Raw genomic sequence first — 12336 nt, forward strand, 5'->3', positions numbered from 1 at the left:
TTAAAATTATGCTTAACGATTCCTTGAGGGCCGCGCCCGGACAATGGGCGAACCTTCTGGAGACATGTCTTTCATGTGTCGCAAGCGCGCGCTCGTCGCAACCCTGCTCGCCCCGGCCGTCCTGCTGATCGCGCCGGCCGCCTTCGCCGCCGACTCCGCCAAGCCCGCCCAGGTCGAGGCCGCCAAGGCCGCGCCGGTCAAGGCCTCGCCGCAGCAGCGCGCCGAGGCCCGCCGCCTGGACCCGCTGGCCCGCGCCGCCTTCTGGGGCGCCGAGTTCGAGACCGACCCGGCCGACGCCGAGGCTGGCGCCGCCCTGGCCCAATCCCTGCGCGCCCTGGGCCGCAACGACGACGCCGCCGAGGCCGCGACCAAGGGCCTGGTCTCCCGCCCCGACGACGAGGCCCTGCTGCTGGAGCTGGCCCGCGCCCACATCGCCCGGGGCCAGGGCTTCTACGCCATCGAGCCGGCCCGCAAGGCCGCCGCCCTCAATCCCCGCGACTGGCGCCCGCTGACCCTGCTGGGCGTGGCCTACGAGCAGGCCGAGCGCGACGACGAGGCCGAGGCCGCGCACCGCCAGGCTCTGGCCCTGGCGCCGACCGAGGCCACGCCGCTGGCCAACTACGCCATGCACCTGGCCGCCAAGGGCGACCTGGCCGGCGCCGAGGTCCAACTGCGCCGCGCCGCCGCCCTGCCCTCGGCCGGCATCCAGGTGCGCCAGAACCTGGCCCTGGTGGTCGGCCTGCAAGGCCGCCTGCCGGAAGCCGAGAAACTGGCCCGCGCCGATCTGCCGCCCGAGCAGGTCAGCAACAACCTGGCCTACCTGCGCGCCGCCCTCGGCCAGGCCGGCTCCGGCCGCAGCTGGGAGTCGCTGAAGGCGGGCGGCGGGCAGTAGGGTCTGTTGTTCGGATCAGACATCAACTCAACTGGCGAAGCGGACTTCTGCTTTGACCACGCCCCCCATAGAGTCATGATAACATCGCCCCGTCACCTTGCCGCGCCCTCGGCCTATACGCGCTTCGAGGCGACGGAGCCGGCCTCGTAACTTGGCGCACTCGCGGTTTGGCGGGTCAAGGGAAACTGACCTACGGTGCGTTTGGCCTCTTCGGAGAGATCGACCTTGTCCTGAATCGGATCCCGCTGCCCGAGCAGGTCAGCGATTTGTTGCGTCCAGCTCGCGTCCTGGGTCTTGGATTCGGACAGCTTGAGCGCGGTCGCGAGCTTTGAATTTGCCGCGGCCTTCTCGTTCTGGTTTCCACCGGCCGAGGACTGCTCGATGAACTGATCGAGCTTGATCCCGGCCAGCATCGAGTTGCGCCAGCTGTTGACGTCCGCGAACGGCTTAGCGCCGCTCATGTCGGAGGCGTTAACATGGCCCCGGAAGAGAATATCTTGGTTCGAACCGCTCTGCTTGTCGAAGAAGTCGAGCGCGGCTTGCCGAGCGCCCGACGCTCCGCCGTTCTGCTGGCCAGCGATCATCGCGAGCGTATAGCTCTGACCCACTTGCTTGATCTTTTGGGAAATGGCCGAGTTGCCGCTCTCGTTATAGAGCTTCCTGTTCTCCTCGCCCATGCCGACCAGACCGCCAGAAACCGCCATGTCGTGCAAGGCCGTCCAGGCGTCCATTTGCTCGCTCTCGGAGTAGGAGCCGGCGCTGTTGCTGACCTTGCCGATCAGTTCATTGAAGCGATCTTGGTTCTTGAAACCGTCCGAAGGCGTCGACTGCGGGGCGACAGCCGGCTGCGCGGCGGGCTGAGGAGCAACAGGCGGAGACGAGGAGATTTCCATGGCCAGCCTCAACTAAACTGTGAGACCGCAAAATACGGCCACACACCTTAATGTTGCATTGCTACCGGCGGCGCGCCTACCCCCCCAGCGCCTGGCTGAGCACTCGGCTGGCCTTGGTGAGAACGCCCAGCAGCGGCATCGCCACCATGTTCTTGATGGTGAACGCCAGAAACGCCGCCAGGCCCGCCAACAGCGCCGTCTCGATGGCCGCGCCTCCCTCTTCCTCGGCCGCGAACGCGCGAACCGGAGGGCCCTTCCCCATGTGTTTCATCCCACTGTCCCAAATCGAAACCGAGGGGTCGGGTCAGCGCAAGCCGCGCGCCACGCCTTGGACGGGTCTTTTAGGGGTGGGAAGCGTCAGTGCTTCCCGAAGATGTCCTGCACCTTCAGGATCGCCGGGCCCAGGATCATGACGAACAGCACCGGCAGGAAGAACACGATCATCGGCACGGTCAGCTGGGCCGGCAGGGCCGCGGCCTTCTTCTCGGCGGCAGAGAGGCGCAGATCGCGGTTCTCCTTGGCCATGACCCGCAGGGCCGTGCCCAGCGGCGTGCCGTAGCGCTCGGCCTGGATCATGGCGGTGGCCACGGACTTGATGCCCGGATGGTTGGTCCGGCGCGCCAGGTTCTCATAGGCCAGGCGGCGGTCGGGCAGGTACGACAGTTCGGCGGTGAGCAGGGACAGCTCCTCGGCCAGCTCCATCGACGAGGCGCCGACCTCCGAGCCGACCTTCTGGATGGCCGCCTCGATCGACATCCCGCTTTCAACGCAGATCAGCAGCAGGTCCAGCGAATCGGGGAAGGCCGCCACGATCGACTCGCGGCGCTTCTGGGCGATGTTGCTGATGTAGACGTTGGGCGCGTAGTAGCCGAGGGCCAGGGCCGCGACGCAGGCGCACAGCTTCTGCATCGGCAACAGGCCGAAACCGTTGACGACATTGAGATAGAACCCGACCACCCCGGCGAACACGAACGGCGCCACGAAGCGGAAGAAATAGAAGGTGGTCACCGGGCGCGGGCCGCGGAAGCCGGCCTGGGCCAGGTTGTCGACGACCTTGGGATCCTCGAGCAGCCGCGACAGCTGCAGCCGCTCGACCACGTTCTTGTAGAGGCCCTCGTCCTGGTGGCGCAGGGTGCCGCCCGTCGCGCCGCGCGAGGCGATGTTCTGGCGCGACCTTCGACGCAGCTCCTCGCGGCGGTTGGCTACCGACTTCAGGCGGCCCTCGAGGTTGTTGTCGCGCAGCGCCGGCGAGGCCAGGGTGATGATCGTGGCGAACGTCACCAGGGCGATGAACGCCGTCAGCAGGTTCGAGGGATCGGTCAGGGCGGTGGCGAGACTCACGGCGACCCTCCTCTCAGAACTTGAAGTTGATCATCTTGCGCATCACCAGGATGCCCATGGTCATCCACAGCAGGCCGCCCAGGATCATCAGGTGGCCGCGCGGGTCGGTGAACATCGGCTTCATGTAGGCCGGCGAGGTGACGCTGATCAGGATGACGACGCCGGGCGGCAGGCAGCCGATGATCGAGGCCGAGGCGATCGCCTCGGCGGAGAGCGCCTTGATCTTCTCCTTCATCAGCTTGCGCGCGCGCAGCACGGTGGAGAGGTTGCCCAGCGCCTCGGCCAGGTTGCCGCCGGTCTTGGCCTGGATGCCCAGCACGATCGCGAAGAAGCGCAGCTCGTTGGTCGGCATGCGCTCGTACATCTTCTCCAGGGCCGCATCTATCGGCACGCCCATGGCGATGTTCTCGGTCAGGGTGCGGAATTCGCCGCCCAGGGGCTCGGGGCTCTCCTTGCCGATGATCTTCAGGCAGTCGTGGACCGGCAGCCCCGACTTGATGCCGCGCACGATGATGTCGATGGCGTCCGAGAAGGCCTCGGTGAACTTCTTGGTCCGCCCCTTGGCCAGGAAGCCCAGGACCCAGCGCGGCAGGCCCAGACCCGCGGCGAAACCGCCCGCCAAGGCGATCAGCGGGTTCTGGCTCAGCACGAGGACGATCAGGGCGACGACGACCGCCAGCGCGCCGCTGATGATCCAGAACATCCTGACGTTCTGGCCCAGGCCCGCGGCCAGCATGCGCGCGCTGATGCTCAGCGTGGCCTTCTTCTGCTTGCGCTCCTGCTCCTTGAGCGCCTTGAGGATGTTCTGGCGACGGGCGTCCGGCGTGTTGGCGGCGGCCCTGGCGCGCACGGCGACCTGGCGCTCGCCGCCTCCGGCGATCATCTGGGCCCGCTTGGCGGCCTTGGCCTGGCCGCTGTCCCCGCCCGCGAAGGCGAAGCCCAGGCCCGCGATGGTGATGAACCCCAGGATGCCGGCGATCACGAACAGCATAGCCTACTCCGCCGCGTCGAGGGCTTCGGCCAGCTCGCGCTCCAGGCCGTAGTAGCGGGCGCGATCCCAGAAGCGCGGCCGAGCGATGCCGGTCGAGCGGTGCTTGCCGATCACCTTGCCGTCGGCGTCCTCGCCGGTGATCTCGTAGACGAACAGGTCCTGGGTGACGATCACGTCGCCTTCCAGGCCGACCACCTCGGTGATGTGGGTGATGCGGCGACTACCATCGCGCAAGCGCGCCGCCTGGACGATGACGTCGACCGAGCCGACGATCATCTCCTTGATGGTCTTCGAGGGCAGGCCGTAGCCGCCCATGGTGATCATGCTCTCGATACGGCTGATGGCCTCGCGCGGGCTGTTGGCGTGCAGCGTGCCCATCGAGCCGTCGTGGCCGGTGTTCATGGCCTGGAGCAGGTCGAACGCCTCCGGGCCGCGGACTTCGCCGACGATGATGCGTTCGGGACGCATCCGCAGACAGTTCTTGACCAGATCGCGCATGGTCACCGAGCCGGAGCCTTCCAGGTTCGGCGGGCGGGTTTCCAGGCGCACCACGTGCGGCTGCTGCAGCTGCAGTTCGGCGGCGTCCTCGCAGGTCACGACCCGTTCCGTGGGGTCGATGAAGGCGGTCATGGTGTTGAGCAGGGTGGTCTTGCCCGAGCCCGTGCCGCCCGAGATGACGATGTTGCAGCGGCAGGCGCCGATGACCCCCAGAACCCGCGCCCCTTCCGGGCTGATGGAGGCGTACTCCACCAGGTTCTTCATGGTCAGCTTGTCCTTCTTGAACTTCCGGATGGTCAGGGTCGGACCATCCAGCGCCAAGGGCGGGGCGATGACGTTGACGCGCGAGCCGTCGGGCAGGCGGGCGTCGCAGATCGGAGAGCTCTCGTCGACGCGGCGGCCGACCTGGCTGACGATCCGCTGGCAGATGTTCATCAGCTGCATGTTGTCGCGGAAGCGGACATTGGTCAGCTGGACCTTGCCGCCCACTTCGATGAACACCCGGTGGGCGCCGTTGACCATGATGTCGGCGATGTCGTCGCGGGCCAGCAGGGGCTCCAGCGGACCATAGCCGAGGACGTCGTTGATGATGTCCTGGACCAGCGTCTCCTGTTCCGCCACGGACATCGAGACGTTCTTGATCGCCACCAGCTCGGCGACGATGTCGCGGATCTCCTCGGCGGCCTGCTTCTGGTCGAGCTGGGCCAGCTGGCTCAGGTCGATGGTGTTCAGCAGGGCGTTGAAGATCACCGTCTTGGTGGCGTGGTAGTAGTCGCTCTGCTCACGGACGATGTTGGTCGTCTGGGCGGCGGCGATCCCCTGCGCGGCGCGCAGCTGGTCCAGGCCCGGCGTCGCCTTCGGGGCGGGACCGTTGACCTTTGGCGCCGGCGCGGTCGGCGCGGCGGCCGGCTCGATCCGCTGGGGACGCGTGGCGATGGCCGCGCCGCCCGCCGGGGCGGGGGGCGGCGCCTTCTGTTCGGCGGGGGCTGACGGGTCGCGCTTGCCGAACATCTACTTCTTCTTGAACAGGCCCGAGAGCACGGAGGACTTCTGCGAGGGCGGCGGCTCGCGGCGGCTGATCAGGCGCGCCAGGTGCTCCAGGCCCTCGGCGGCCTTCGACTTGGGCGCCACCTCGGCCAGCATCTGGCCGTTGTTGGCCGCCTGGCCGTAGGGCTTGGGATCGAACGGCAGCACCAGCGAGGGCTGGATGCCCAGGGCCTCGCCGAAATCCTTCACCGGAATCTCGGGACGGCCGGGCACGCCGACCTGATTCAGAACCAGGCGCGGCGGCACGTCGTTGGGCCGCGAGGCCTTGACCAGGTCTATGATGTTCTTGGCGTTGCGCAGGGACGCCAGGTCCGGCATGGCCACCACCACCAGGTCGTCGGACCCGACCAGCACCCGGCGGGTGGCGGCGTTCCAGACGTGCGGGATGTCCAGCACCACGAACGGCGCGGCGCCGCGGATCTTCTGGGTCGCTTCCTCGTAGGCGTCGGCGCCGATGTCGTAGTCGTCGTCCAGCGTCGCCGGGGCGGCGAACAGCGACAGGCGGTCGCCGCAGCGGACCATCATGCGGTCCATCAGCACCGGGTCCAGGCGGTCGGGCTGGGTCAGGGCGTCCAGGACGCCTTGCAGCGGATCCTGGTTGAAGTCGAGGCCGGCGGTGCCGAAGGCCAGGTCGAGATCGACCAGCACCGTGGCGGTCTGCATCTTCTCGGCCATCGCCCAGGCGAAGTTGTGCGCCAGCGTCGAGGCCCCCACCCCGCCCTTGGCGCCGACGAAGGCGATCTGGCGGCCGACGAACGGCGCGGACGGATCGGCGTAGAGGCCGCCGACGGCGCGGATCACCTGCAGGGGCGAAAGCGGCTGGGTCAGGTACTCGCTGACCCCGCGGCGCATCAGCTCGCGATAGAGGGCGATGTCGTTGGTCTGGCCCAGCACCACCACCTTGGTGCCCGGGTCGCAGACCTGGGCCAGGCTGTCCAGCAGGTGCAGCAGGCGCTGGGCGCCGTCGGTCGTCTCGACCATGACCAGCGAGGGCGTCGGCTGGTTCTGGTAGTAGTCGACGGCCGCCTCCAGCCCGCCGTCGCGAACGATGGTCGAGGCCCGGGCCATGCGGCGGTCCGCGGCGGCGTGCTCGACCAGGGCCGCCGTTTCCGGACGGGCGCAGAAGGCGTGGATGGTGATGCGCGGGATCGCCGCGTCGCCCAGGCCGCCGTCCGAGATCGGCTCATGATAGACCGGCGCGGCCGGGGCGGCGGCCTCGGCGATGTCGAGGTCGTCGTCTTGGACGGCCGCCGGCCGCGGCGCGCGCGGTTGCGGCGGCGGCTGAGGCGGCGGGGCGGCGCGCTGCGCCTGAGGCTGGGGCTGAGGCTGGGGCGCGGTGCGCGGCGCCTGAGGTCCTTCGGGACGGGCGGGCGGGAAGTCGGCGAACGGGTCGTCGAAGCCGCCCACGGTCGGGTTCAGCGACGGCGGCGCGGACGCGCGCCAGGGATCGTTCGCGCCGGTCGTGAATTCGTCGGCGGCGTCAAAGCCCAGGTCGAAGGGATCGCTGTCGGACGGCCGCATTACTGGATCGCCTTCGAGATCGAGCCGCTGGCCTGGTCGTCCTTCTTGGAGCTGGTCGTCTCACCCTTGCGGTAGAGGCCCAGCACCGTGTCGCGACGGCCGGTGTCGGCCGGCGTCATGTCGCGCGGACGGATCAGATCCTCGGGATTGGCGACCTGGGCGGCCAGATTGGCGGCCATGGCGCAGCCGAAATTGTCATAGGCTTCGTTGTTGCGGGTGGCGGCCAGGTTTTCCCAGCGCTGCCCGCATTTGAGCTTCTCGGCCTCGTAGCGCAGGAAGCCGACGCGGATGGTCTCGTCATCGGGGCCGGTCGGGTTGAAGCCGACGACCCGCACGCGCGAGCCCGGCGCGCCCAGGCTGACCAGACGGTCGCGGATCTGGGTGGCCATGGCGCCGGCGCTGTTGGGCGAGGTGACGACCAGCTCGCGCCCCTCGGCCCGCAGCCAGCGGTCCATCAGGGCCTCCAGCGCGGCCGACTGGTTGGCCGACAGGCCCTTGGCGTGCGGCGCCAGCACGATCTCGTCCGGCGCGGAGGTGACCTTGATGCGGTCCGTCCACTGCTGGGTGTCGGTGGCGGCGGTCTTCGACGGACCCTCGCCGGGCGGCGTCGAGGCGCAGGCGGCCAGGCCGGACAAGGCCAGGGCCATCAGGACGGTCTTGACGAAAGGCTTGTGCGTCATGGGTGCGTCCTACTCGATCACATAGCCGACGGGGCCCTGGTACGCGCGCCCCGCGTTGGCGCCGGCCGGGGCCTTGACCACCTTGTTGAGACGGCCCAGCAGGACCGTGCTCATGTCGTTGGCGAAGACCAGACCGTCGGCCGGCGTCTGCAGGTTCTGCGGACGGGTCGGGTCGACGATGTACGGGGTGACGATGATCACCAGCTCGGTCTGGCCGTTCAGGAAGTCTCGCGACCGGAACAGCGTGCCCAGGATCGGCATCGAGGTCATGCCGGGGATGGAGTCGATCGTCTGCTTGGTCGTCTGCTGCAGCAGGCCGGCGATCATCAGCGAGCCGCCCGAAGGAATCTCGACGGTCGTCTCGGCGCGGCGCACCGACAGGCCCGGCACCGTCAGGGCCGCCGAGGTCGAGCCGGAGGACACCGTGAAGGCGCCCAGGCTGGAGAGTTCGGAGACCTCGGTCGAGATCTTCAGCGAGATGCGGCCGCCCGACAGCACCACGGGCGTATAGCCGAGGCCCACGCCGTAGGGCTTGAATTCGATCGAGATCTTGCCGGTCTGGTCGCTGCCGGTCGGAACCGGGAACTCGCCGCCAACCAGGAAGTGGCCGGCCTCGCCGGACACCGCGGTCAGGTTTGGTTCGGCCAGGGTGCGCACCAGGCCCACGCGCTCGAACGCCTGGACCATGCTCTTGGCCTGGTTGAGGCCCGTGCTGCCGGCGGTGTCCTTGACGGTGGCGGTGTCGCCGTTGCCGATGACGATTTCCTTGCCATCCGGTCCCGTCAGGCCGGTATGGACGACCTTGCCATGGACCACGGCGTAGCATTCGCCGTCCATGCCCGAGGAGCAGGGCACCTGCAGCTGCGGCTGCTTGGTGGTGTTCAGCGAATAGCCGCCGGTGACCCCGCCCAGCAGGCTGCCGTTGACGCCGTAGGTCGGCGACAGGCCGAAGCTGAACTGATCCTGGCCCAGCTGGCCCATGATGGCGTTGAGGTCGAAGCCCAGCTGCTTGATGACGTTGCGCTGCACCTCGATGATGCGAACCTGCAGCATCACCTGGTCCTTGCCGGCGATGGTCAGCATGTTCAGCACGTTCTCCGGCTTGCCGGTGAACTGGGCGGCGATGCGCGACACCGCGTCGGATTCCGAGGCGTTGCGCACCATGCCGGTCAGGATGACGCTGTCGCGGATCGCCTGCACCTGGATCTTGGCGTCGGGCAGCACCCGCGTCAGGGTCGCCGCCAGAAGGTCGACGGGTTGGGTCACGCGGATGTTCAGCGACACGATCCGTCGGCCGTAAGCGTCGTAGAACGCCGCGTCGGTCGAACCCTCCGCCAGGCCCACCACGTGGATGTGGCGTTTGTCGCGCAGCACCGCGTCGGCGACGAGCGGGTTGGTGACCAGCAGGTCGCGGACGTCCGCGGGCAGCTCGATGATCGCCGACTTGCCCTTGACCAGCTCGACCGTGGCGGCGCTCTGGTCGGCCGTCAGGATGATGCGGGTCGCCTGGTCGCCGAGCGGCGGCGGGGCCAGCGGCATGGCCGGCGGCGGCAGGGGCGCCGGGCGCGAGACGCGGGCGGCGGGACGATAGACGTGCGAGCCGCCGACCGGACCGTCGGCGAAGACCGGCGCGGTCGAGGACAGGCCCAGCAGGACGGCCAGATGGGCCGTCAGGATACGGCGCTTCAGGGACATTTGAGCTTTCGCGAAGGCGTCCATGGGGCGGCTCACGGGCGCACCGAGACGTTGGAGGTCTGGCCGCCCCGATTGATGCGGATGGTGGAGTCCGAAGCGGCCGTCTTCCCGACGATGCCCGAGGGGCCGCCGAGATCGGTATAGGCGCGCAGGGCCAGGGTCACCGGACCGCCGGCCTTGGCGCGGGTCAGGGCCTCGGCCTCGGTCGGGCCGACCTCAAGGGTGGCGGTGGCCGCGACGATGGACTTGGCGTCCTTCTCGGCGGCGGTGCTCTGGTCGAGCGCCAGGACGCGGATGTTCTGCAGCACGGTCTCGGCCATGACGAAGCGGCCGCCGCCGCCGCCGCCCTCGCCGTCGCTGGAGGCGCTGACCTGGCCTTCGCGGGTGATCAGCACGTCGACGCGGTCGCCGGGCAGGATGAAGCCGCCTGCCGCGGTCTCGGACGTGACCGGCACGGCCATGGCGCGCTTGCCCGGGGTCAGGACGACGGACAGGTAGCCGCCCTCGCCGCCGCGCACGATCTTGCGGTTGGTGACCGGTTCGCCGGCCAGGATCGGGTCGCGGACGATCGCGCCCTCGACGATCTTGGCCGGATCGCCGCCGATCATCTGGTCGGCGGCGCCGCTGACGGCGGCCTTGGCGGCCTCGACCTTGCCGTCGGGCGCGGCCGGGGTCGCGCCATTGGTGATGAAGGCGCCGCTGATGGCGTCGGACGGCCAGGCCTGCCAGGCGACGTCGGCGGCCACCAGGCGCGTGCCGATCGGCAGGTCGCGCTTGGCCACCAGGACCTGGGTCATCGGCTTGCCCGGCGCGGCGGTCGCGGCCACGACGGCGGGAGCGACCGGCTTGCCGCCCAGCGCGCGCTGCAGGACCACGGCCAGGCCGATGGCCGAGACGGCGGCGATCAGGACGATCAGGAGGCGAACGGGACTCATGGCGCGGGCTGTAACTCAAGGGGGAACCGAACGGCCGCCGTCCGGCGGGCGCGCGCGATTCGTCAGTCAGCCTTTCTGGCCACGCTCCATGCTCGCCCGCGCATGGTTAACGGCTGCTAAAAGTTTTCATCGTTCAGGCGGCGGGGCGCGCGGCAGGGTGTCGCGGGATGAGTCAGCGCGCGGCCGGGCTCAACTCAAGGGAGTCTCAGCCCAGGGCCGCGACGGCCAGGGCGCCGTGCGGGAAGGCCCACAGGGCGCCGGCGGCGATGGCGACGCCGTACGGCAGATCGCCGTCCTTGGCCGCCAGCTTGCGCAGCCAGGCCGGCCCGCCGGCCACGGCCGGAACCAGATAGCCCGAGCGCAGGGTCAGGATGGCGAAGGTCAGGACGCCGCCCGCCAGGCCGGTATAGACTAGAAACAGGAAGGCGCCGGGCCAGCCCATCCACAGGGCGCAGACGGCGAACAGCTTGCCGTCGCCGCCGCCGATCCAACCGGCGGCGAACATACCCATTCCGAGGACGAGGCCGCCGAGGCCCACGGCCAGGCACAGACCGATCTGGGTCAGGGGCGCGCCACTGACCAGGGCGGCCGGAACGAAGGCGGCGATCAGGGCCAGCGAGATCCAGTTGGGGATCTTGTAGCTGATCAGGTCCTTCAGGCCGCCGATGACGGCCAAGACCGGAAAGATCAGCAGCAGCGGGATCTGGATAGCTTGCATGCTCTCGCGCCTTGTAAAATCCCCGTCGGGGACCCCTTCCGTACCGGGCCATTCTGGGACGGACGGATGAAGCAATCGTTTCTCGCCGCTCGGCGGAAGCCCGGAACCTCTGTCATCCAGGCAAAGAGAAATGGGCAGGCAAAGAAAAAGGGCCGAGACCCAAGCCTCGACCCTTTTCTTTTCGAGCGTTTAGCTGGACTTAGGTCCCAGCGTTCGCGACCTTGTCCTTGATGTCGTTGAACTTCGTGTTCAGCGTGGTGCCCAGAGCGCCAACACCCGTGATGATGACGACGGCGATGAGGGCAGCGATCAGGCCATATTCGATGGCCGTGGCGCCCGATTCATCCTTCAGAAAGCGCGTGACGAACTTGGTCATGTCTAGATCTCCTAAAGTCAGAGCTGGTTGATTTGAGGCTTCAAGCCGGCTCGACTTGCTAACCCCCGAAAACACGATCAATTTCGCCGAGCTCACTTAATGCTGAGTAAACATCAGTTGGTTTCTCAGATTTTTCTTTTGGTTTATTTGTATTTACCGTTATCTGTTCTTAACCATGGCCGCAGCGAAAGCGATCAACCCCTTTTGAATCAAGGACTTTCTCAAGCGACGCTTGGACGCACGCAAACGGGCCTTAGTCTTTTGTTGACCAAACCAAAGGATGCTGAGGCACGTTCGGATCCGAGATCGGAAACCTCATGCGCCGCCTTTCGCTCGCCATCGCCGCCGTCCTGACCCTCTCGGGGGCCGGCGCCAACGCTCAGAACACGGGCGTCCTGCCGGTGAAGGCGACCTCGACCGACCTGCCGCTGGCCGCGGGCGAAGCCTCCTATATGAGCGTGGGCGGCGCGGTGCGGGACGTGGTGGTCGCCGATCCCACCATCGCCGACGTCAGCATCGTCAACGAGCGCACCCTGGTCGTGATGGGCAAGCGTCCGGGCGTCACCACCCTGATGGCCTTCGGAGCCGGCGGTCGCGCCCTGACCACCCGCCAGGTGGTGGTCTCCGAGGTCGGCGACGGCGGCGTCACCATCTATCGCGGCGCGACGACCAACAGCTACGCCTGCGGCGCCGCGCGCTGCACGCGTGTCGGCGGCCCCGGCCCGGCCTCGGGCACGCCGTAGGCGCCC

Annotated in this window: 13 protein-coding genes; 2 read left to right on the top strand and 11 right to left on the bottom strand. The window is 68.4% G+C overall.

The genetic code is table 11. From position 1 onward, the window contains the following. The first annotated feature begins 73 nt into the window (after positions 1-73). Entirely contained in the window at positions 74-892 is an 819-nt protein-coding gene (locus AC1RJ9_RS11365; RefSeq protein WP_492836996.1) for a tetratricopeptide repeat protein, read from the top strand. A 113-nt stretch (positions 893-1005) separates the two neighbouring features. Here the strand turns inward: AC1RJ9_RS11365 and AC1RJ9_RS11370 are convergent, their stop codons facing one another. The 11 genes from AC1RJ9_RS11370 to AC1RJ9_RS11420 form a co-directional block, all read right to left on the bottom strand. After that, positions 1006-1785: a hypothetical protein gene (locus tag AC1RJ9_RS11370; protein ID WP_492836997.1), complete on the bottom strand. Its 780-nt coding sequence runs from the start codon at positions 1783-1785 to the stop codon at positions 1006-1008. Between the two features lie 76 nt (positions 1786-1861). After that, on the bottom strand, positions 1862-2047 hold the full coding sequence (locus AC1RJ9_RS11375) for a hypothetical protein (RefSeq protein WP_492836998.1): 186 nt from the start codon (positions 2045-2047) through the stop codon (positions 1862-1864). Between the two features lie 95 nt (positions 2048-2142). Beyond that, on the bottom strand, positions 2143-3126 hold the full coding sequence (locus AC1RJ9_RS11380) for a type II secretion system F family protein (protein ID WP_492836999.1): 984 nt from the start codon (positions 3124-3126) through the stop codon (positions 2143-2145). Between the two features lie 13 nt (positions 3127-3139). Next, positions 3140-4117: a type II secretion system F family protein gene (locus tag AC1RJ9_RS11385; RefSeq protein ID WP_492837000.1), complete on the bottom strand. Its 978-nt coding sequence runs from the start codon at positions 4115-4117 to the stop codon at positions 3140-3142. A 3-nt stretch (positions 4118-4120) separates the two neighbouring features. Then, positions 4121-5626, bottom strand: a complete 1506-nt coding sequence (locus tag AC1RJ9_RS11390; RefSeq protein ID WP_492837001.1) for a TadA family conjugal transfer-associated ATPase — start codon at positions 5624-5626, stop codon at positions 4121-4123. Next, positions 5627-7183 (bottom strand): CpaE/TadZ family protein, encoded by a 1557-nt coding sequence (locus tag AC1RJ9_RS11395; protein WP_492837002.1) that lies wholly within the window; start codon positions 7181-7183, stop codon positions 5627-5629. It abuts the gene before it with no gap. Then, positions 7183-7863, bottom strand: coding sequence for a CpaD family pilus assembly lipoprotein (locus tag AC1RJ9_RS11400; protein ID WP_492837003.1), 681 nt, complete (start codon positions 7861-7863; stop codon positions 7183-7185). The genes AC1RJ9_RS11395 and AC1RJ9_RS11400 overlap by 1 nt, the downstream gene beginning before the upstream one ends. A 9-nt stretch (positions 7864-7872) precedes the next feature. Further along, positions 7873-9558, bottom strand: coding sequence for a type II and III secretion system protein family protein (locus AC1RJ9_RS11405; protein ID WP_492837004.1), 1686 nt, complete (start codon positions 9556-9558; stop codon positions 7873-7875). Between the two features lie 32 nt (positions 9559-9590). Beyond that, the gene (gene cpaB / locus AC1RJ9_RS11410) at positions 9591-10493 is read right to left on the bottom strand and encodes a Flp pilus assembly protein CpaB (protein WP_492837005.1); all 903 of its coding nucleotides are present in this window, start codon (positions 10491-10493) and stop codon (positions 9591-9593) included. Positions 10494-10698: 205 nt separating this feature from the next. After that, a complete protein-coding gene (locus AC1RJ9_RS11415) occupies positions 10699-11211 on the bottom strand; it encodes an A24 family peptidase (RefSeq protein WP_492837006.1) in 513 nt (170 codons plus the stop codon). Positions 11212-11410: 199 nt separating this feature from the next. Next, positions 11411-11587: a Flp family type IVb pilin gene (locus AC1RJ9_RS11420; RefSeq protein ID WP_492837007.1), complete on the bottom strand. Its 177-nt coding sequence runs from the start codon at positions 11585-11587 to the stop codon at positions 11411-11413. Between the two features lie 317 nt (positions 11588-11904). On the opposite strand from AC1RJ9_RS11420, the gene AC1RJ9_RS11425 reads away from it, so the two are divergent. Further along, complete coding sequence (locus AC1RJ9_RS11425; protein WP_492837008.1) at positions 11905-12330, top strand: pilus assembly protein N-terminal domain-containing protein; 426 nt, start codon at positions 11905-11907, stop codon at positions 12328-12330. Positions 12331-12336 lie beyond the last annotated feature (6 nt).

The organism is Caulobacter sp. GW822-FHT07D08 (assembly GCF_058798735.1).

What these genes read in the sequence shown, in the direction of transcription:
- AC1RJ9_RS11365 (WP_492836996.1), top strand. Translation starts at nt 74, where the DNA reads ATGTGTCGCAAGCGCGCGCTCGTCGCAACCCTGCTCGCCCCGGCCGTC.
- AC1RJ9_RS11370 (WP_492836997.1), bottom strand. Translation starts at nt 1,785, where the DNA reads ATGGAAATCTCCTCGTCTCCGCCTGTTGCTCCTCAGCCCGCCGCGCAG.
- AC1RJ9_RS11375 (WP_492836998.1), bottom strand. Translation starts at nt 2,047, where the DNA reads ATGGGGAAGGGCCCTCCGGTTCGCGCGTTCGCGGCCGAGGAAGAGGGA.
- AC1RJ9_RS11385 (WP_492837000.1), bottom strand. Translation starts at nt 4,117, where the DNA reads ATGCTGTTCGTGATCGCCGGCATCCTGGGGTTCATCACCATCGCGGGC.
- AC1RJ9_RS11390 (WP_492837001.1), bottom strand. Translation starts at nt 5,626, where the DNA reads ATGTTCGGCAAGCGCGACCCGTCAGCCCCCGCCGAACAGAAGGCGCCG.
- AC1RJ9_RS11395 (WP_492837002.1), bottom strand. Translation starts at nt 7,183, where the DNA reads ATGCGGCCGTCCGACAGCGATCCCTTCGACCTGGGCTTTGACGCCGCC.
- AC1RJ9_RS11400 (WP_492837003.1), bottom strand. Translation starts at nt 7,863, where the DNA reads ATGACGCACAAGCCTTTCGTCAAGACCGTCCTGATGGCCCTGGCCTTG.
- AC1RJ9_RS11405 (WP_492837004.1), bottom strand. Translation starts at nt 9,558, where the DNA reads ATGTCCCTGAAGCGCCGTATCCTGACGGCCCATCTGGCCGTCCTGCTG.
- cpaB (WP_492837005.1), bottom strand. Translation starts at nt 10,493, where the DNA reads ATGAGTCCCGTTCGCCTCCTGATCGTCCTGATCGCCGCCGTCTCGGCC.
- AC1RJ9_RS11415 (WP_492837006.1), bottom strand. Translation starts at nt 11,211, where the DNA reads ATGCAAGCTATCCAGATCCCGCTGCTGCTGATCTTTCCGGTCTTGGCC.
- AC1RJ9_RS11420 (WP_492837007.1), bottom strand. Translation starts at nt 11,587, where the DNA reads ATGACCAAGTTCGTCACGCGCTTTCTGAAGGATGAATCGGGCGCCACG.
- AC1RJ9_RS11425 (WP_492837008.1), top strand. Translation starts at nt 11,905, where the DNA reads ATGCGCCGCCTTTCGCTCGCCATCGCCGCCGTCCTGACCCTCTCGGGG.